The organism is Pseudomonas sp. PDM09, assembly GCF_014852305.1.
Lineage (GTDB): Bacteria > Pseudomonadota > Gammaproteobacteria > Pseudomonadales > Pseudomonadaceae > Aquipseudomonas.
Map to the genome: position 1 here is coordinate 288,312 of NZ_JACVBI010000007.1, position 20,278 is coordinate 308,589.

Below are 20,278 nucleotides of genomic sequence, written 5' to 3' on the forward strand. Positions count from 1 at the left end.
TTATTAAGGCAAGGGACTAGACCATGCATTTCACCATTCAACGCGAAGCCCTGTTGAAACCCCTGCAACTGGTCGCAGGCGTCGTCGAGCGCCGACAGACCTTGCCGGTGCTCTCCAACGTGCTGCTGGTTGTCGAAGGCCAGCAATTGTCGCTGACCGGTACCGACCTGGAAGTCGAGCTGGTCGGTCGTGTACAACTCGAAGAGCCTGCGGACCCGGGTTCCATCACTGTGCCTGCGCGCAAGCTGATGGACATCTGCAAGAGCTTGCCGAACGATGCGCTGATCGACATCAAGGTCGACGAGCAGAAGCTCGTGGTGAAGGCCGGCCGAAGCCGCTTCACCCTTTCGACCCTGCCAGCCAATGACTTCCCGACGGTGGAAGAAGGCCCAGGCTCGCTGACCTGCAGCCTTGAGCAAAGCAAACTGCGTCGTCTGATTGAACGCACCAGCTTCGCGATGGCGCAGCAGGACGTACGCTACTACCTCAACGGCATGCTGCTGGAAGTCTCGGCCGGGATTATCCGCGCTGTGGCCACCGACGGTCACCGTCTGGCCATGTGTTCGATGCAGGCCGATATCGGTCAGCCGGATCGTCATCAGGTGATCGTGCCACGCAAGGGTATCCTTGAGCTGGCGCGTCTGCTGACTGAACCGGACGGCAATGTCAGCATCGTGCTGGGCCAGCACCACATTCGCGCCACCACCGGCGAGTTCACTTTCACCTCGAAACTGGTCGACGGTAAATTCCCTGACTACGAGCGTGTTCTGCCTAAAGGCGGCGACAAGCTGGTACTCGGCGATCGTCAGGCATTGCGTGAGGCGTTCAGCCGTACCGCGATTCTGTCCAACGAGAAGTACCGTGGCATCCGTCTGCAACTGGCCAATGGTCAGCTGAAGATCCAGGCGAACAACCCGGAGCAGGAAGAAGCGGAAGAAGAAGTGGGCGTTGAGTACAACGGCGGCTCTCTGGAAATCGGCTTCAACGTGAGCTATCTGCTCGACGTACTGGGCGTGATGACCACAGAGCAGGTTCGCTTGATTCTGTCCGACTCCAACAGCAGTGCGCTGGTACAAGAGTCCGACAACGACGACTCGGCTTACGTTGTCATGCCGATGCGTCTGTAAACATGCTCAGCAGAACCTAGATGTCCTTAAGTCGCGTCTCGGTCACCGCGGTGCGTAATCTGCACCCGGTGACCTTCTCCCCTTCCCCCCGAATCAACATTCTTTACGGCGCCAACGGCAGCGGCAAAACCAGTGTTCTGGAAGCCATTCATCTGCTGGGGCTTGCCCGTTCGTTTCGTAGCAGCCGTCTATTACCCGTCATTCAATACGAGCAATTGGCGTGCACGGTGTTTGGCCAGGTCGAACTGGCCGAGGGTGGACACAGCGCGTTGGGGATATCTCGTGACCGGCAGGGTGAGTTCCAGATCCGCATCGATGGGCAGAACGCCCGAAGTGCTGCGCAGCTGGCAGAGATCCTGCCGTTGCAGTTGATCAACCCGGACAGCTTCCGCCTGCTGGAAGGTGCGCCGAAGATTCGCCGACAGTTTCTCGACTGGGGCGTGTTCCACGTGGAACCCCGATTCATGTCCACGTGGCAGCGCTTGCAGAAGGCCTTGCGCCAGAGAAACTCTTGGCTGCGACATGGTACACTTGACGCCGTTTCGCAAGCGGTTTGGGACAGGGAACTGTGCCAGGCCAGCGCTGAAATAGATGAATACCGCCGCGCTTACATCAAAGCCTTGAAACCAGTCTTTGAACAGACCTTGAGCGAGCTGGTTGAGCTTGAGGGCTTAACGCTCAGCTATTACCGAGGTTGGGACAAAGACCGTGAGTTGAGTGCAGTGCTCGCCGGGTCCCTTCAGCGGGATCAGCAAATGGGTCATACCCAAGCCGGACCACAACGCGCTGATTTGCGTCTTAGATTGGGCGCACATAACGCCGCGGACATCTTGTCTCGTGGCCAGCAGAAGTTGGTGGTCTGTGCATTGCGGATCGCCCAAGGGCACTTGGTTAGCCAGGCCCGTCGCGGCCAGTGTATTTATCTGGTGGATGACCTGCCGTCCGAACTGGACGAGCACCACCGTCGCGCGCTTTGCCGCTTGCTGGAAGACTTACGCTGCCAGGTCTTTATCACCTGTGTAGATCACGAATTATTGAGGGAAGGCTGGCAGACGGAAACGCCAGTCGCTCTGTTCCACGTGGAACAGGGCCGTATCACCCAGACCCACGACCATCGGGAGTGAAGGCATTGAGCGAAGAAAATACGTACGACTCAACGAGCATTAAAGTGCTGAAAGGCCTGGATGCCGTACGCAAACGTCCCGGTATGTACATTGGTGACACTGACGATGGCAGTGGTCTGCACCACATGGTGTTCGAGGTGGTCGATAACTCGATCGACGAAGCTTTGGCCGGCCATTGCGATGACATCAGCATCATCATCCACCCGGACGAGTCCATCACCGTTCGCGACAACGGTCGTGGCATCCCGGTAGACGTGCATAAAGAAGAAGGCGTCTCGGCGGCCGAGGTCATCATGACTGTGCTGCACGCCGGCGGTAAGTTCGACGACAACTCCTACAAGGTATCCGGCGGTCTGCACGGTGTAGGTGTGTCGGTGGTGAACGCACTGTCCAAAGAACTGATCCTGACCGTTCGCCGCAGCGGCAAGATCTGGGAACAGACTTACGTCCACGGTGTTCCGCAAGAGCCGATGAAGATCGTTGGCGAAAGCGAAACCACCGGCACCCAGATCCACTTCAAGCCTTCGGCTGAAACCTTCAAGAACATCCACTTCAGCTGGGACATCCTGGCCAAGCGGATTCGTGAACTGTCCTTCCTCAACTCCGGTGTCGGCATCGTCCTCAAGGACGAGCGCAGCGGCAAGGAAGAGTTGTTCAAGTATGAAGGTGGCCTGCGTGCGTTCGTTGAATACCTGAACACCAACAAGACTGCGGTCAACCAGGTGTTCCACTTCAACATCCAGCGTGAAGATGGCATCGGCGTGGAAATCGCCCTGCAGTGGAACGATAGCTTCAACGAGAATCTGTTGTGCTTCACCAACAACATCCCTCAGCGCGATGGCGGTACTCACCTGGTGGGTTTCCGTTCCGCACTGACGCGTAACCTGAACACTTACATCGAAGCTGAAGGTCTGGCGAAGAAGCACAAAGTTGCCACCACCGGTGATGATGCCCGCGAAGGCCTGACAGCGATCATTTCGGTAAAAGTGCCGGATCCGAAGTTCAGCTCCCAGACCAAAGACAAGCTGGTGTCTTCCGAAGTGAAGACCGCGGTCGAACAGGAAATGGGCAAGTACTTCTCTGACTTCCTGCTGGAAAACCCGAACGAAGCCAAACTGGTCGTCGGCAAGATGATCGACGCGGCGCGTGCGCGTGAAGCGGCGCGTAAGGCCCGTGAGATGACCCGCCGTAAAGGCGCGCTGGACATCGCCGGCCTGCCGGGCAAACTGGCTGACTGCCAGGAAAAAGACCCTGCCCTCTCCGAACTGTACCTCGTGGAGGGTGACTCTGCTGGCGGTTCCGCCAAGCAGGGACGCAACCGCCGCACCCAGGCCATCCTGCCGCTCAAGGGCAAGATCCTGAACGTCGAGAAGGCACGCTTCGACAAGATGATCTCTTCGCAAGAAGTGGGCACCTTGATCACCGCGCTGGGCTGCGGCATTGGCCGCGACGAGTACAACATCGACAAGCTGCGTTATCACAACATCATCATCATGACCGATGCTGACGTCGACGGTTCGCACATCCGTACCCTGTTGCTGACCTTCTTCTTCCGTCAGTTGCCGGAGTTGATTGAACGCGGTTATATCTACATCGCTCAGCCGCCGCTGTACAAGGTCAAGAAAGGCAAGCAAGAGCAATACATCAAAGACGACGACGCCATGGAAGAGTACATGACGCAGTCGGCCCTGGAAGACGCGAGCCTGCACCTGAACGAAGAAGCCCCGGGTATCTCCGGCGAAGCCCTCGAGCGTCTGGTGAATGACTTCCGTCTGGTGATGAAGACCCTCAAGCGCCTGTCGCGCCTGTACCCACAGGAACTGACCGAGCACTTCATCTACCTGCCAGCGGTGAGCATGGAGCAACTGTCCGATCATGCAGCGATGCAGGATTGGATGGCTCAGTTCGAAGTTCGCCTGCGCACCGTCGAGAAATCCGGCCTGGTTTACAAAGCCAGCCTGCGTGAAGACCGTGAACGTAACGTCTGGCTGCCAGAGGTCGAGCTGATCTCCCACGGCCTGTCGAACTACATCACCTTCAACCGCGATTTCTTCGGCAGCAACGATTACAAGACGGTCGTGTCGTTGGGCGCTCAATTGAGCACCTTGCTGGACGACGGTGCGTACATCCAGCGTGGCGAGCGCAAGAAGCCGGTCACCGAGTTCAAGGAAGCACTTGAATGGCTGATGGCTGAAAGCACCAAGCGTCATACCATCCAGCGCTACAAAGGTCTGGGCGAAATGAACCCCGATCAGCTGTGGGAAACCACCATGGACCCGAGCCAGCGCCGGATGCTCAAAGTGACCATCGAAGACGCCATTGGCGCAGACCAGATCTTCAACACCCTGATGGGGGATGCGGTCGAACCTCGTCGTGACTTCATCGAAAGTAACGCCTTGGCGGTTTCCAACCTGGACTTCTGATCCGGCAGGACCGCTAAAACGAAAAAGGCCAACGCTTAGCGTTGGCCTTTTTTATTGATCGCCGAAAAGTCGTCACGCGCTAGTGTTGGCCACGCTCTCAAGCCGATACCCATACCCGTAAATCGTCAGCAGTTGCCAACCGCGATCGGCCGTCAGGCCCAGCTTGTTGCGCAGGCGATAAATATGAGTATCCAACGGGCGGGAAGATACTATTTCTTCGTGGGTCCAAAAGCGCTCATACAAGTATTCGCGGGACAAAGGTCGGCCCAGATTGGCGAACAGGCAACGGGCGAGACGGTATTCCCGTTCGGTCATGCTGATGGGGGTGGCGGCGCGGGTGACGGTGAGTTCGGCGTCATCGAATTCGAGGTCATTGAAGGTCAGTATTTCGGTGGCCGCGGCGCGTTGCAGCCCATGCCGACGAAGCACCGCGCTGACCCGAGCCATCAACTCATTGGGACGAAACGGTTTGCTCACGTAATCATCGGCCCCGGCGTTCAACGCCTGGACGATATCGCTTTCGGTATCGCGACTGGTGAGCATGATCGCGGCCGGTGGCACATCCATGTGTTCACGGGTCCAACGCAACAAAGCCAGACCGCTGATATCGGGCAGTTGCCAATCGAGGATCAGCAGATCGAAGGTTTCGCGCCGGAGTTGCCGTCGCAAGTCCTCTCCCCGCTCGAAACAATGCAGCGTCCATGCCTGCTCACCCGTGACGGGGATCTGTCGCAGTGTCTGTTCAACCCGGCGCAGTTCAGCGGGCTCGTCATCCAGTATTGCGACACGCATGCCGAGTAGTTCCTTCATCTCGTTAGTGAAATTCCTACGGGAGTTTAGGCTGATTGATCGAATCTGAACAATTGTGGCGAATTGCTGCGAAGGTCATTTATGCCGGTAAATTCGTTGTCGCTGAGCGGCACAGGGGCATTGGGATGTGCTCCGGCGCAGGGAGCGCCAAGTCACTTTGCAGGCCCGTCGATCGCCGGTTTTCGGCGGTACCCTGCTCAGGGGAAACACACGGAGTGCCTGCTCGGCTCCGACACAGGGATGTGTCATCTCCAATATCCTTGCTCCCATGGCTATCTGCCAGAGCGTCCGCTCAGGTATCGTGCGTCAAATACTTGTGTGCGTTACCCGGCGTGATTTTCATAAGAGCATAAAAGCCAATCCATGAACCCCATGACCTTATTGCTCCCACGCCATTCTGGCGTCTGTCTTTTACTGGTTGCCGGCCTGATGGGATTGCTCTCCCAGAGTGCATCGGCGGCAGTCTCTTTGGCAAAACGCTTGCCTTATATCGATCAAAACCAACAATGTCGTGGTCAACCGCTGCCGGCAACGGTCGAGCATCTGACCGGCGAAGCCTGGAAGCTGGACGCCAAAGGCAAGCAGACGCCGCTGCAGGAAGGTATGTCGATCGACGAGCAGGAAGGCGTCAAAACCTCGCCTTCGGCATTTGTCAGCCTGGCCCTGGGTGATGGTTCGCGGGTAGTGTTGCCCTCCAGTTCCCATATCACCCTGCACCTCAATGAAGAACATTCGATCCCTCAGGTCATTCTTGAGCAGGGCCAGGTTGAGTCGTATGTGATCAAACGTGCCAGCGACCATGATCGCTTTCAGATCGTCACGCCGGTCGGTGTACTGGGCGTGAGGGGGACGCACTTTCGGGTGCGCAACGATGGCGGTGGCGAGGCGCTGCTGGAAGTGTTGAACGGGCAAGTGGCGGTCAATCGTGATGAAAAAACGTCGGATTTCCGCCCTGCCCGGCCCGTTGCCAAACGCCCCAAGGGCGTTGAAGCTGACGAAGTCCAGGTCATGGCCCGCCAGGGTTTGCGTATTCAGAAACAAGGCACGCTGACGCCAATCGACTTGTTACCCGCTCCACGTTTATTAGGTCAGGCCGGTCAGACGGGGAATGTGCCTGTCTGGCAATTGATCATGAAGCCGATCGAAGGAGCTAAGCGTTACCGGGCGCAAGTGGCGACCGACGCAGCCTTTCTGGACATCAAGCAAGAGCAGTTTTCCAGCACACCAGAGGTCAAGTTCCGCGGGCTGAAAGCGTTTTTCTATCATGTTCGCCTGTCGGCCTATGACGCTCAGGGTTTAGAGGGAGAGACCGGGGTGTATGACATTTTCTATTACCCCAGGACCACGCGTGTCCAATAGCGCCCTGGCCGACGACCGATGAAGAGACGACCAAGGAAGGATGACCGCGAGCCGACCCAGGCTCAGCGATTGTTTCAGCGGATGGTCCGCGAGTGGCTGTGGGTCTGTCTGATCCTGTTGCCGCTGACGGCGATGCTGTCCATGAATCAGGGGCTGGCCCTGAGCAATCTGCTGTATGACAACCTGCGTCGGTTGAGTCCGCTGCCGGTGGATCCGCGAATACTCATCGTCACGATCGATGACTACAGCTTGCAGCAGCTTGGCCAATGGCCGTGGTCGCGGGCCATGCACGCGCAACTGCTGGATCGGCTCAGCGCTGCGAACGTTAAAGGCGTTCTATTCGACGTTATTTTCAGCGAACCCGATAGCCATCCCGCCAACGATCAGCTTTTGGTCCAGGCGGTCTGTCGGGCCGGGAATGTTTTCGTGCCGCTGTTGCGCGAAGGCGTCGCACGTTATGGGCAGCCCTTGGGAGAAATTGAACCGGTGGCTGCGCTGAGCCATTGCGCTAAAGGCGTCGGGCACATCAATGCCGAAGCGGACGCCGATGGGATCGTGCGCAGCGTGTATTTAAGCGAAGGCCCGGCGCAAAAAGCACGCCCGCAACTGGCCTGGCTGCTGTACGAAGAATCCCTTACCGATAAGGGAAATGTACCGATGCCTGGTACCCCGGCCCTGCCATCGGCACAAGGCTGGCAGCGAGCCCATGAAATACGGATTCCTTTCATCCATACCGACGTGGGGTTTCCCACGGTGCCCTACGTCAGCGTATTGCGCGGCGAAGTTCCGCCCGAGTTGCTGCGCGATCGCTTGATCCTGATCGGCTCAACCGCTGCAGGCCTGGGCGACCGCTACGTGACACCGCAATCGGCCAGCATCGGCACCACACCGGGCGTTGAGATTCAGGCGAATATCCTCAACGGGCTGCTGCAACAGCGCAACATCGTGGAGCTCGATGAGCGCTTGGCGGCGTTACTGTCGATGATGATTGTCGGGGAGTTGCTGGGCCTGTTGCTGGTGCGTCCGCGTCGCGCCTTATGGCTGACTTTGGGTGCAATGGCGGCAGCTCTGCTGGGCTCGGGTGTACTGTTGAGGCTTGGCTGGTGGTGGTCACCGGCGGCGAGCCTGCTAGGGATGATGCTGGGCTACCTGATCTGGAATTGGCGAAGACTGAACGCGGTGCTCGCCTATTTCGGCTGGGAACTGGCGCGCCTGGATGGCGAGCCAAAAGTCTTTCCCGAACGTCGTCGCACCCAGGCCCCGGCCGGTGATGTGCTGCAAGGGCAAATCGTCGCGCTGGAGCAGGCCATGAGCCGGACCCGTGATACCCGACGTTTCATTGCCGACGGGCTTGAATACCTGCCGGTGGCGACGCTGATCAGCGATCCGCACGGGCGTATTCTGCTGGCCAACCGCAAGGCTCGAGAGGTATTCGGTCGTGGCCTGGTGGGCGAGGACATGCTCGAGCAACTGAGCGACTTGGGTTACCCGGTGCCGTCCAACGGAATGCCATCTGCGTTGTCGACCCTGGAGCCGCTGGAGTTTCGTGACACCCAGGCACGCAGCCTGCGTCTGGACCTGGCACCACTGTTGCCGGCCGAAGGCGACTCTGTAATTGGCTGGCTACTGAGCCTCACTGACTTGAGCGTCGAGCGCGACGCCGAAGAACAGCGAGCCGTGTTGCTGCGCTTTTTGTCCCATGACCTCAGGGCTCCCCATTCGGCGATACTCGCCTTGCTCGACGTCCAGCGGCATCAGGTGCCGGGTGACACTCAAGTGTTCAGCCAGATCGAGTTACAAGTGCGCAAGGCGCTGAACCTGACCGAGGCTTTTGTGCAGTTGGCAAAAGCCGAGTCCGAGGCCTATCAGTTTCAGCCGAGCATGTTCGCGATGTTGTTACTCGATACCTTCGACCAGGCCTCGAGCATCGCTCATCTGAAGAACATTCAGTTGCTGCATGACCTCGACGAAGACGCTGAAGCGCTGGTCCTGGCCGATCAATCGCTACTGACACGGGCTCTGTTCAACCTGTTGGAAAACGCTATCAAGTACAGTCCGGCGGGCTCGCGGATCTCAGTGCGGGTGAGTTGTGCCGAGGGTTGGCTACTGTGCGAGATCGCCGATCAGGGGCGAGGGATTGCTGTCGATGAACTTCCTGAGTTGTTCAGTCAGTATCGGCGTTTTACCTCGGCTCACGGCAGTGACGGCCTGGGGCTGGGTTTGTCCATGGTCAAGGCGGTGGTGGATCGTCATGGCGGGAGGATTTCCTGTCGTAGCGTGGTGGGGCAAGGCTCGACGTTCAGCATCCAGTTACCGCTATTGAGCGAGTAATCCAGACGTTTTCAGCGAGCATAAAAAAACCGGCATATCAGCCGGTTTTTTTACGTCCGAAATAAACTTATGCACCTTTTTCGACGTTTTATTTGCTTAAGAAATATGTATGTAAATCATAAGCTTAAAAACTAAAAACGACGTTTTTCAACAAAACGGTACACAGGTTATCCACAGAATCTCAGACAGCCACTTGATCGGTCGCACTCGGGGCTGCCGGGGCTGCTGGCAGCGAGCCCATCTCGCGCTGCATCTGTTCGTTCCAGGCCTGCACCCGATCATTCAGGTCGGCAATGGCTCGCGGCCCACTGCCCTCGGCGTACATCGGCGCGCCAATGATCACGGTGATCACGCCTTGCTGTTTCGCCCAACCGGTTTTTGGCCAGAACTTGCCGGCATTGTGCGCAATCGGCAGTACCGGTAATGACGCATTGACGGCCAACGCGGTGCCACCGCGGGAAAACTTGCCGATGGTGCCATAGGGAACGCGAGTCCCTTCCGGGAAGATCAGTACCCAGACCTTGTCCTTGAGCAGCTCATCGCCCTTCTTCGCCACATGCTTGAGCGCAGCTTTCGGATTGCCGCGATCGATGGCGATCGGTCGCAGCATCGCCATGGCCCAGCCGAAGAACGGAACGTAGAGCAGTTCGCGCTTGAGCACCTGGCTCAGCGGCTCGAAATACGCCGAGAGAAAGAATGTCTCCCAGGTGCTCTGGTGATTCGACTGAATCACGCAAGGCTGGTCAGGCACATTCTCGGCACCCTTCACTTCGTAACGGATACCCAGAAAGACTTTGCTCAGCCATAAGGCGCAGCGGCACCAGTACACGTTGATAAAACGATAACGCGCCTTGAACGGCAGAAACGGCGCGATAAAAAAGCTCAGGGTGCACCAGAGCAAAGAGCTGGTGCCCAGCAGCAGGTAAAAGAGAAAAGTTCTGATGGCCTGCAGTATCGACATGGCGATATTTACCGTTGCGGGCACTGCCCGCCTATTCAAGCGCACTCCCGATCAGTCCTTGGCCAGGATGTCAGAAGAGCCTTAGTTGTGGATAAGTTCCGCGGCAATCGCCGCCAGATCGTCAAAAATCAAGGTGCCTGCCGGTAGGGTCTTGCCCTGAGTCTTTTCGCCTTTCCCGGTCTTTACCAAAACTGGCTGACAGTCGACGGCTTTGGCGGCTTCCAGGTCACCGAGAGTATCGCCGACGAACCATAGATTCGTCAGCGAAACGTTGTAATGCGCGGCGATGGTTTTCAACATCCCGGGTTTTGGCTTGCGGCAATCGCAGCCATCGTCTGGCCCGTGCGGGCAATAGACAATCAGCCCGACTTCGCCACCCTGCTCCGCCACCAGCTCGCGCAAGCGAGCGTGCATGGCATCCAGGGTGGCGATGTCGTAATAGCCGCGAGCGATGCCCGACTGGTTGGTAGCGACCGCCACCGTCCAGCCGGCCTTGCTCAACTGCGCGATCGCTTCGATCGAACCGGGGAGCGGAATCCACTCCTCCACCGACTTGATATATGCGTCGGAGTCGTAATTGATCACTCCGTCCCGATCGAGAATCAGCAGTTTCAACAGCAACCCCTTAGCCCAGCAGCGAAATGTCGGCGACGCCGAGGAACAAGCCACGCAGACGCGCCAGCAGCGCATAGCGGTTGGCTCGCACCTTGGCATCTTCGGCGTTGACCATCACCGCTTCGAAGAACGCATCCACCGGCTCGCGCAAGGCGGCCAGACGTGCCAGCGATTCGCTGTACTGACGCGCAGCGGCCATTGGCTGAACAGCCTGGTCAGCCTGCTGGATCGCCGAATACAGGGAGAACTCGTTGGCATTGTCGAAGTACTTGGCTTCAACGACCGAAGGAACAGAGCCTTCGACCTTGCTCAGCAGGTTCGAAACACGCTTGTTCACAGCGGCCAGGGCTGCGGCTTCCGGCAATTTGCGGAACGCTTCTACCGCTTGTACACGCTGATCGAAATCCAGCGCCGAACCCGGCTTCAGGGCACGGACCGACAGGTAAGTCCCGACATCAACGCCTTCGTCTTCATAACGGGCACGCAGACGATCGAAGATGAATTCCAGCACCGAGTCATTCAGACCGGCAGCTTTGACCTTGGTACCGAACGCATTCACGGCAAACGCCACGGCGTCGTTCAGGTCGAGGTCGAGCTTCTTGTCGATCAGGATCCGCAACACACCCAGCGCAGCACGGCGCAGGGCGTATGGGTCTTTGCTCCCGGTTGGCAACATGCCGATACCGAAAATACCCACCAGCGTGTCGAGCTTGTCGGCGATGGCCACGGCCGCACCGGTCAGGGTGGTCGGCAGTTCAGCACCGGCACCGCGCGGCATGTACTGCTCGTTCAGCGCCAGGGCGACTTCTTCCGGCTCGCCGTCGTTGAGGGCGTAGTAGTAACCGGCGACACCTTGCATCTCCGGGAACTCGCCGACCATTTCGGTCGCCAGGTCGCACTTGGACATCAGGCCGGCACGGGAAGCCCAGGCCGGGTTGCCACCAATGCGTTGAGCGATGAACGCGGCGAGCCTGGAAACACGTTCGGCCTTGTCGTAGACGCTGCCGAGTTTTTCCTGGAACACCACATTCTGCAGACGCAGGTTGAAGTCTTCGAGTTTCTGCTTCTTGTCTTGCTTGAAGAAGAACTCGGCGTCGGTCAGGCGTGGGCGAACCACTTTCTCGTTACCGGCGATGATCTGCTGCGGGTCTTTGCTTTCGATGTTGGCCACGGTAATGAAACGAGGCAGCAACTTGCCGTCGGCATCCAGCAGGCAGAAATATTTCTGGTTGTCCTGCATGGTGGTGATCAGCGCTTCTTGCGGCACGTCCAGGAAGCGTTCTTCGAACGAGCACACCAGCGGCACCGGCCATTCAACCAGCGCGGTCACTTCGTCGAGCAGGCTCGGCGGCACGATCGCCGTACCTTCCTGCAGCGTCGCCAGTTCTTCGGTGCGCTTGCTGATCAGCTCGCGACGCTCGTTGGCGTCGGCCAGCACATAAGCCGCACGCAGATCGCTCAGGTAGTTGGCCGGCGAGGTGATGCGCACGCTTTCAGGATGGTGGAAGCGGTGACCACGGGAATCGCGGCCGGACTTCTGGGCGAGGATGGTGCAGTCGATGACATGGTCACCAAGCAGCATCACCAGCCATTGGGTCGGGCGAACGAATTCTTCTTTGCGAGCACCCCAGCGCATGCGCTTGGGGATAGGCAGGTCGTTCAGGGAGTCTTCAACGATGGTCGGCATCAGGCTCGCGGTCGGCTTGCCGGCGATGCTTTGGCTGTAGCGCAGTTTTGGACCGCTCTGATCGATCTCGCTCAGGTCGACGCCGCACTTCTTGGCGAAGCCCAGGGCTGCTTGAGTCGGGTTGCCTTCGGCATCGAACGCGGCCTGACGCGGCGGGCCGTCGAGGTTGATGCTGCGATCCGGCTGTTGGGTCGCCAGCGCGGTAATCAGCACGGCCAGACGACGTGGCGCGGCGTAGACGGTTTTGGTTTCGTAGTTCAGGCCGGCAGCTTGCAGGCCTTTGTCGATACCGGCCATAAACGCTTCGGCCAGGGTATTCAGGGCTTTGGGTGGCAGTTCTTCGGTGCCCAGTTCAACCAGAAAATCTTGAGCACTCATTGTGCAGCCTCCAGCTTGGCCAGTACTTCATCACGCAGGTCCGGGGTCGCCATCGGGAAGCCCAGCTTGGCGCGAGCCAGCAGGTAGGCTTGCGCAACGGAACGCGCCAGGGTGCGGACCCGCAGAATGTATTGCTGACGCGCGGTCACCGAGATCGCCCGGCGCGCATCCAGCAGGTTGAAGGTGTGGGAAGCCTTCAACACCATTTCGTAGCTCGGCAACGGCAATGGCTGATCAAGTTCGATCAGGCGCTTGGCTTCGCTTTCATAGAAGTCGAACAACTCGAACAGCTTCTCGACGTTGGCGTGTTCGAAGTTGTAGGTCGACTGCTCCACTTCGTTCTGGTGGAACACGTCGCCGTAGGTCACTTTGCCGAACGGACCGTCAGCCCAGACCAGGTCGTAGACCGAGTCCACGCCTTGCAGGTACATGGCCAGACGCTCCAGACCGTAAGTGATCTCGCCGGTCACCGGGTAACACTCGATGCCGCCCGCTTGCTGGAAGTAAGTGAACTGCGTCACTTCCATGCCGTTGAGCCAGACTTCCCAGCCCAGACCCCAGGCGCCCAGCGTTGGCGACTCCCAGTTGTCTTCGACGAAACGGATGTCGTGCACCAGCGGGTCGAGGCCCACGTGCTTGAGGGAGCCCAGGTACAGTTCCTGGAAGTTGTCCGGGTTCGGCTTCAGGACTACCTGGAACTGGTAGTAGTGCTGCAGACGGTTCGGGTTTTCGCCGTAGCGGCCGTCAGTCGGGCGACGACTGGGCTGCACATAAGCGGCGTTCCAGGTTTCCGGGCCAATGGCGCGCAGGAACGTGGCAGTGTGGAAAGTGCCGGCGCCTACTTCCATATCGTAGGGCTGAAGTACCACACAACCTTGCTCGGCCCAGTATTGCTGGAGGGCGAGGATCAAGTCTTGGAAGGTACGCACGGCTGGCGTAGGCTGGCTCACGAAATTCACCTGTTTCTTGGGCTGCGATTTAAAGAGCGGGAGTATACCCGATTCGGTCCTGCGCACGCCCCCTGGAGCCTTATGCCACGCTGCTTTTGGTGTACCGAAGATCCGCTATACATGGCTTATCACGATCAGGAGTGGGGCACGCCGCTACGCGATGCGCAGGGTTTGTTCGAGTTGCTTTTGCTCGAAGGGTTCCAGGCCGGGCTTTCCTGGATCACTGTGTTGCGCAAACGAGAGCGTTATCGCGAGGTGCTGTTTGGCTTCGACGTGCAGCGTGTGGCACAGATGAGCGACGCGGAAATCGATGAATTGATGCTCGATCCGGGGATCATCCGCAATCGCCTCAAACTCAATGCCGCCCGGCGCAATGCCCAGGCCTGGCTGGCGCTGGAGGACCCGGTGGCGTTTCTCTGGTCGTTCGTCGGCGGAGCGCCGGTGATCAATCATTTCAAGGATCGCAGTGAAGTGCCGGCCGTGACACCGGTTGCCGTCGAGATGAGCAAAGGCCTGAAAAAAGCCGGATTCACGTTCGTCGGCCCGACCATTTGTTACGCGTTGATGCAGGCTTCCGGCATGGTCATGGACCACACCCGGGATTGCGATCGCTACGCCACCTTGGCGAACGGCGGTTAGAATAGCCGCCTCGCGCACAGCACAAGATCAGGAGTGACCTGTGGATAAGTTGAAAGGCGCCTTGCTGGTAGGCGCTCTGCGTCTGTTTGCCCTGCTGCCATGGCGGGCAGTGCAGGCGGTGGGTTCAGCAATTGGCTGGATCATGTGGAAAACCCCCAACCGTTCCCGCGACGTGGTGCGGATCAACCTCGCCAAATGCTTTCCGCAGATGGACCCGGCCGAACGCGAGCGTTTGGTCGGACAGAGCCTGAAAGACATCGGCAAGTCCCTGACCGAGAGCGCCTGCGCATGGATCTGGCCGGCTCAGCGTTCCATCGACCTGGTGCGCGAAGTCGAAGGTCTCGATGTGCTTAAAGACGCCCTCGCCTCCGGCAAAGGTGTGGTCGGCATCACCAGCCACCTGGGCAACTGGGAAGTGTTGAACCACTTCTATTGCAACCAGTGCAAACCGATCATTTTCTACCGTCCGCCCAAGCTCAAGGCGGTGGATGAGTTGCTGCGCAAGCAGCGGGTGCAATTGGGTAACCGGGTGGCCGCTTCCACTAAGGAAGGCATCCTCAGCGTGATCAAGGAAGTGCGCAAAGGGGGGGCAGTGGGCATTCCGGCTGATCCGGAACCGGCCGAATCCGCCGGGATCTTCGTGCCGTTCTTCGCCACTCAGGCCCTGACCAGTAAATTCGTGCCGAACATGCTGGCCGGCGGCAAAGCGGTCGGTGTGTTCCTGCATGCCCTGCGACTACCGGACGGTTCGGGTTACAAAGTGATCCTCGAAGCCGCCCCGGAGGCTATGTACAGCACCGATACCGAAACCTCCTGTGCGGCGATGAGTCAGGTGGTCGAGCGCTATGTGCGAGCTTATCCGAGCCAGTACATGTGGAGCATGAAACGCTTCAAGAAGCGTCCGCCGGGCGAAGAACGCTGGTACTGATGCTGCTGCGGATAATCCCGGTAAGATCAAAAGATCGCAGGCTTCGCCAGCTCCTACAAAAGGCAGGGCGTACACCCCCGTAGGAGCTGCCGCAGGCTGCGATCTTTTGATCTTTGGCCTCTGATCAGTGCGCCTGACGCTCAAGCTTTTTCAGAAACACCGTCATCTCCTTCTCGGCCTGTTTGTCGCCATGGTTGCTGGCGGCTTCCAGGCCCTGTTCCCAGGCCTGACGCGCCGCCGCGTAATCCGCCAGCGCCAGATGCGCCTTGCCCAATAGCTTCCAGGCCGCCGAATACTTCGGATCGAACTCGACGCAGCGCTGGAAATGCTCTGCAGCCTTGGCATTTTCACCCAGATCCAGATAACCCTTGCCCAACCCGAAACGCAGCAGGGAGTTATCCACACCCTTGGCGAGCATTTTTTCCAGGGATTCGATCATCGGTGCTTCCTCAGTCAGTGATCGTTCCCACGCTCCGCGTGGGAATGCAGCCCGGGACGCTCTGCGTCCCATTCAAAGCCGAACGCGGAGCGTCCGTTGAGGCATTCCCACGCAGAGCGTGGGAACGATCATCAGAAGAAGCTCAACCCCACATGGAATAGCTTCTCCACATCCCGAATATGCTTCTTATCCACAAGGAACAGAATCACATGGTCGCCAGCTTCGATCACTGTATTGTCGTGGGCGATGATCACTTCTTCATCACGGATGATCGCGCCAATGGTGGTCCCTGGTGGCAGGCCAATATTCTCAATGGCCTTGCCGATCACCTTGCTCGACTTCGAATCACCGTGGGCGATGGCCTCAATGGCTTCCGCCGCACCTCGACGCAATGAGTGCACGCTGACGATATCGCCGCGCCGCACGTGGGCCAGCAAGGTGCCGATGGTTGCCAATTGCGGGCTGATGGCGATGTCGATGTCGCCGCCCTGGATCAGGTCGACGTAGGCCGGGTTGTTGATGATCGTCATCACCTTCTTCGCGCCCAGGCGCTTGGCCAATAGCGAGGACATGATGTTGGCTTCGTCGTCGTTGGTCAGTGCCAGGAAGATGTCGGCGTCGGCGATGTTCTCTTCCATCAGCAAGTCGCGGTCGGAGGCACTGCCCTGCAACACTACGGTGCTGTCGAGGGTGTCTGAGAGATGGCGGCAGCGGGCCGGGTTCATCTCGATGATCTTCACCTGATAGCGGCTTTCGATGGCCTCGGCCAAACGCTCGCCAATCTGCCCGCCGCCAGCGATGACGATGCGTTTATAGCTCTCGTCGAGGCGGCGCATTTCACTCATTACCGCGCGAATATTCGCTTTGGCGGCGATGAAAAATACTTCGTCGTCGGCTTCGATCACCGTATCGCCCTGGGGCAGGATCGGTCGGTCACGACGAAAAATCGCCGCAACGCGCGTTTCGACATTCGGCATGTGTTCGCGCAGCTGTCGCAGTTGCTGACCCACCAACGGACCGCCGTAATAGGCTTTCACTGCCACCAGTTGCGCCTTGCCTTCGGCGAAGTCGATTACCTGCAACGCACCCGGATGCTGGATCAGGCGCTTGATGTAGTTGGTAACGACTTGCTCCGGACTGATCAGCACATCGACCGGAATCGCTTCGTTATCAAACAGTTCGGCGCGGGTCAGGTACGCGGCTTCGCGGACCCGGGCGATCTTGGTCGGTGTGTGGAACAAGGTGTGAGCGACCTGACAGGCCACCATGTTGGTTTCGTCACTGTTGGTCACTGCAACCAACATGTCGGCGTCGTCGGCACCGGCCTGACGCAGGATGGTCGGCAGCGAACCGCGACCCTGCACGGTGCGGATGTCCAGCCGATCGCCGAGGTCACGCAGGCGTTCGCCATCGGTGTCGACCACGGTGATGTCGTTGGCCTCGCTGGCCAAGTGTTCCGCCAGCGAACCGCCGACCTGCCCTGCGCCGAGGATGATGATTTTCATCCAGTCACTCCCTTGAAATCCGGTTAACCGCGCGCGGCGGCAATCTTGATCAGCTTGGCGTAGTAGAACCCGTCGTGGCCGCCCTCCTGGGCCAGTAATTGGCGACCATGGGGCTGCTTGATGCCGGCCTGACTGGCGATATCGAGTTCACGGGCACCCGGCGTGCGAGCGAGGAACGCTTCGATGACTTCGGTGTTCTCGGTCGGCAGCGTGGAGCAGGTGGCGTAAAGCAGAATGCCGCCCATTTCCAACGTTATCCACATAGCGTCGAGCAATTCGCCCTGAAGTACCGCCAGCGCGGCGATGTCATCGGGTTGGCGGGTCAGTTTGATGTCCGGGTGACGACGGATCACCCCGGTGGCCGAGCACGGCGCGTCCAGCAAAATGCGCTGGAACGGTTTGCCGTCCCACCAGGTCGCGGTGTCGCGGCCGTCGGCGGCGATCAGTTCGGCGCTCAGGCCCAGGCGTGCAAGGTTTTCCCGCACCCGCACCAGACGCTTGGCTTCCAGATCTACAGCCACCACGCCGGTCAGTTTGGGCTCGGCTTCAAGGATGTGGCAGGTCTTGCCGCCCGGTGCGCAGCAGGCGTCCAGCACCCGTTGGCCTGGCGCCAGGTCCAGCAGATCGGCGGCCAGTTGCGCGGCTTCGTCCTGCACGCTGATCCAGCCTTCGGCGAAACCCGGCAAGCTGCGCACGTCGGCAGCGGCGTCGAGGATAATGCCGTCCTGACTGTAAATGCACGGCGTGGCAGCGATGCCCGCTTCAGTCAGCAACCCGAGATAAGCATCGCGGGTGTGATGGCGACGGTTGACCCGCAAAATCATCGGCGGGTGAGCGTTGTTCGCCGCGCAAATGGCTTCCCACTGCTCGGGCCAGAAGGCTTTGAGGGATTTTTGCAGCCAGCGCGGGTGAGCGGTGCGCACCACCGGGTCGTGCTCCAGCTCGGCCAGCAGCGCTTCGCTTTCCCGTTGGGCGCGGCGCAAAACGGCGTTGAGCAAGGCTTTGGCCCACGGCTTTTTCAGTTTGTCGGCGCAACCGACGGTTTCGCCGATGGCCGCGTGGGCCGGAACCCGGGTGTAGAGCAGTTGGTAGAGACCGACCAACAACAGCGCCTCGACATCGGCATCAGCTGCCTTGAACGGCTTTTGCAGCAATTTGGCCGCCAACGCCGACAAACGTGGCTGCCAGCGAGCCGTGCCGAACGCCAGGTCCTGGGTGAAGCCGCGATCACGGTCTTCGACCTTGTCCATTTGCGTCGGCAGAGAACTGTTGAGTGAGGCTTTTCCGTTAAGAACAGCAGCAAGTGCCTTGGCGGCAGCCAGACGTGGATTCATTGAGCGTCCGCCGCTTGACCGAGAACGGTGCCGACGGCGAATTTCTCACGACGGCTGTTGAACAAGTCGCTGAAGTTCAGCGCCTTGCCACCGGGCAATTGCAGACGGGTCAGGCACAGCGCCTGTTCACCGCAGGCGACGACCAAGCCGTCCTTGCTGGCACTGAGGATTTCACCCGGCGCGCCCTGCCCTTCGGCCAGGCTCGCAGCCAACACTTTCAGCGCTTCGCCGTTCAGCGTGCTGTGGGTGATCGGCCAAGGGTTGAAAGCACGAACCAGACGCTCCAGCTCAACCGCCGGGCGGCTCCAGTCAATGCGTGCTTCGTCCTTGTTCAATTTGTGTGCGTAGGTGGCGAGACTGTCGTCCTGCACTTCGCCTTCCAGAGTGCCTGCAGCCAGGCCGGCAATCGCCTGCACGACGGCCGGTGGGCCCATCTCTGCGAGGCGATCGTGGAGGCTGCCGCCGGTGTCTTCGGCACTGATCGGCGTGGTGACTTTGAGCAACATCGGCCCGGTATCCAGACCCAGTTCCATACGCATCACGGTCACGCCGCTTTCGCTATCGCCCGCCTCAACGGCGCGCTGGATCGGCGCCGCACCGCGCCAGCGTGGCAGCAAGGAAGCGTGGCTGTTGATGCAGCCCAGACGCGGAATATCCAGCACCACTTGCGGCAGGATCAGCCCGTAGGCGACCACCACCAGCAAATCCGGTTTCAGTGCGGCCAGTTCAGCCTGAGCGTCTTCGTTGCGCAGGGTTGGAGGTTGCAACACCTGGATGTTGTGTTCCAGCGCCAACTGCTTGACCGGGCTCGGCATCAGCTTCTGCCCACGGCCTGCCGGACGGTCCGGTTGGGTGTAGACCGCAACGATCTCGTAAGGACTGTCGAGCAGAGCCTTGAGGTGTTCGGCGGCGAATTCCGGGGTACCGGCAAAGACAATGCGCAGTGGCTCAGTCATGGGAAGCTCTCAATTACAAAGCAGTCGCAAAAGAAAAAGGCTTGCCGCGGCAAGCCTTTGAAAGAAGGGCATCAAGCGTTCTGGCGATGGAGCTTTTCCAGTTTCTTCTTGATCCGGTCGCGTTTGAGCGTGGACAGGTAATCAACGAACAATTTGCCGTTGAGGTGGTCGCATTCATGCTGGATGCATACCGCAAGCAGGCCTTCGGCGATCAGTTCGTACGGTTGGCCGTCGCGGTCCTGGGCCTTGATCCTGACCTTTTGCGGGCGATCGACGTTTTCGTAGAAGCCCGGCACCGAGAGGCAGCCTTCCTGATATTGGTCCACCTCGTCAGTCAGGACTTCGAACTCTGGGTTGATGAACACTCGCGGTTCGCTGCGGTCTTCGGAGAGGTCCATTACGACGATACGTTTGTGCACGTTGACCTGGGTCGCGGCGAGGCCGATGCCTGGCGCTTCATACATTGTTTCAAACATGTCATCGACCAACTGACGCACTTCGTCGTCCACTACGGCCACTGGTTTGGCGATAGTGCGCAGGCGCGAGTCGGGGAATTCGAGGATGTCTAAAATGGCCATAAGCTCAATTGCTGCACGTGTGAGGTAAAGTCGGGTCGATGGCCTGGCGAGTCCGAGGATGCAGGCTACCGTTGTGAACGTAGCTTCCCGCTTTTCAATAATGAGCCGGAAGCGAGCCACGAGGGCTCTGGCGT

Annotated in this window: 17 protein-coding genes; 7 read left to right on the forward strand and 10 right to left on the reverse strand. The window is 59.1% G+C overall.

Features of this window, described 5'->3' with window-relative positions:
- Window positions 1–23 precede the first annotated feature (23 nt).
- The 3 genes from dnaN to gyrB are packed head-to-tail and all read left to right on the forward strand — an operon-like array spanning window position 24 to window position 4,674.
- Window positions 24–1,127 (forward strand): DNA polymerase III subunit beta, encoded by a 1,104-nt coding sequence (gene dnaN, locus IB250_RS18670; RefSeq protein WP_007903001.1) that lies wholly within the window; start codon window positions 24–26, stop codon window positions 1,125–1,127.
- Between the two features lie 20 nt (window positions 1,128–1,147).
- Entirely contained in the window at window positions 1,148–2,251 is a 1,104-nt protein-coding gene (gene recF / locus IB250_RS18675) for a DNA replication/repair protein RecF (RefSeq protein WP_008007898.1), read from the forward strand.
- A 5-nt stretch (window positions 2,252–2,256) separates the two neighbouring features.
- Window positions 2,257–4,674: a DNA topoisomerase (ATP-hydrolyzing) subunit B gene (gene gyrB / locus IB250_RS18680; protein WP_007902994.1), complete on the forward strand. Its 2,418-nt coding sequence runs from the start codon at window positions 2,257–2,259 to the stop codon at window positions 4,672–4,674.
- Window positions 4,675–4,746: 72 nt separating this feature from the next.
- On the opposite strand, the gene IB250_RS18685 is transcribed toward gyrB, so the two are convergent.
- Window positions 4,747–5,466 (reverse strand): response regulator transcription factor, encoded by a 720-nt coding sequence (locus IB250_RS18685; RefSeq protein ID WP_192345186.1) that lies wholly within the window; start codon window positions 5,464–5,466, stop codon window positions 4,747–4,749.
- 390 nt (window positions 5,467–5,856) lie between these two features.
- Between IB250_RS18685 and IB250_RS18690 the strand changes: the two genes are divergently transcribed.
- Complete coding sequence (locus IB250_RS18690; RefSeq protein ID WP_412548346.1) at window positions 5,857–6,843, forward strand: FecR domain-containing protein; 987 nt, start codon at window positions 5,857–5,859, stop codon at window positions 6,841–6,843.
- An 18-nt stretch (window positions 6,844–6,861) separates the two neighbouring features.
- Complete coding sequence (locus IB250_RS18695; RefSeq protein WP_192345188.1) at window positions 6,862–9,174, forward strand: CHASE2 domain-containing protein; 2,313 nt, start codon at window positions 6,862–6,864, stop codon at window positions 9,172–9,174.
- Between the two features lie 181 nt (window positions 9,175–9,355).
- On the opposite strand, the gene IB250_RS18700 is transcribed toward IB250_RS18695, so the two are convergent.
- From IB250_RS18700 to glyQ, 4 genes are all read right to left on the reverse strand, one after another.
- Window positions 9,356–10,135, reverse strand: coding sequence for a lysophospholipid acyltransferase family protein (locus IB250_RS18700; protein ID WP_063342023.1), 780 nt, complete (start codon window positions 10,133–10,135; stop codon window positions 9,356–9,358).
- 81 nt (window positions 10,136–10,216) lie between these two features.
- The gene (gmhB, locus tag IB250_RS18705; RefSeq protein ID WP_162830932.1) at window positions 10,217–10,756 is read right to left on the reverse strand and encodes a D-glycero-beta-D-manno-heptose 1,7-bisphosphate 7-phosphatase; all 540 of its coding nucleotides are present in this window, start codon (window positions 10,754–10,756) and stop codon (window positions 10,217–10,219) included.
- Window positions 10,757–10,760: 4 nt separating this feature from the next.
- Window positions 10,761–12,815, reverse strand: a complete 2,055-nt coding sequence (gene glyS, locus IB250_RS18710) for a glycine--tRNA ligase subunit beta (protein ID WP_192345189.1) — start codon at window positions 12,813–12,815, stop codon at window positions 10,761–10,763.
- Window positions 12,812–13,765, reverse strand: a complete 954-nt coding sequence (glyQ, locus tag IB250_RS18715) for a glycine--tRNA ligase subunit alpha (RefSeq protein WP_003213601.1) — start codon at window positions 13,763–13,765, stop codon at window positions 12,812–12,814. Before glyQ ends, glyS begins: the two co-directional genes overlap by 4 nt.
- 81 nt (window positions 13,766–13,846) lie before the next feature.
- On the opposite strand from glyQ, the gene tag reads away from it, so the two are divergent.
- Together tag and IB250_RS18725 are read left to right on the forward strand one after the other, a co-directional pair.
- Window positions 13,847–14,404, forward strand: coding sequence for a DNA-3-methyladenine glycosylase I (gene tag / locus IB250_RS18720; protein ID WP_063342022.1), 558 nt, complete (start codon window positions 13,847–13,849; stop codon window positions 14,402–14,404).
- 40 nt (window positions 14,405–14,444) lie between these two features.
- On the forward strand, window positions 14,445–15,332 hold the full coding sequence (locus IB250_RS18725; RefSeq protein ID WP_008007909.1) for a lysophospholipid acyltransferase: 888 nt from the start codon (window positions 14,445–14,447) through the stop codon (window positions 15,330–15,332).
- Between the two features lie 124 nt (window positions 15,333–15,456).
- Here IB250_RS18725 and IB250_RS18730 read toward each other — a convergent pair whose 3' ends face one another.
- The 5 genes from IB250_RS18730 to def form a co-directional block, all read right to left on the reverse strand.
- Window positions 15,457–15,771: a tetratricopeptide repeat protein gene (locus IB250_RS18730; RefSeq protein ID WP_192345190.1), complete on the reverse strand. Its 315-nt coding sequence runs from the start codon at window positions 15,769–15,771 to the stop codon at window positions 15,457–15,459.
- A 131-nt stretch (window positions 15,772–15,902) separates the two neighbouring features.
- On the reverse strand, window positions 15,903–17,276 hold the full coding sequence (gene trkA, locus IB250_RS18735; protein WP_192345191.1) for a Trk system potassium transporter TrkA: 1,374 nt from the start codon (window positions 17,274–17,276) through the stop codon (window positions 15,903–15,905).
- A gap of 23 nt (window positions 17,277–17,299) precedes the next feature.
- Window positions 17,300–18,610 (reverse strand): 16S rRNA (cytosine(967)-C(5))-methyltransferase RsmB, encoded by a 1,311-nt coding sequence (rsmB, locus tag IB250_RS18740; protein ID WP_192345192.1) that lies wholly within the window; start codon window positions 18,608–18,610, stop codon window positions 17,300–17,302.
- The gene (gene fmt / locus IB250_RS18745; protein WP_192345193.1) at window positions 18,607–19,566 is read right to left on the reverse strand and encodes a methionyl-tRNA formyltransferase; all 960 of its coding nucleotides are present in this window, start codon (window positions 19,564–19,566) and stop codon (window positions 18,607–18,609) included. Before fmt ends, rsmB begins: the two co-directional genes overlap by 4 nt.
- A gap of 71 nt (window positions 19,567–19,637) precedes the next feature.
- Entirely contained in the window at window positions 19,638–20,144 is a 507-nt protein-coding gene (def, locus tag IB250_RS18750) for a peptide deformylase (protein ID WP_192345194.1), read from the reverse strand.
- Window positions 20,145–20,278 lie beyond the last annotated feature (134 nt).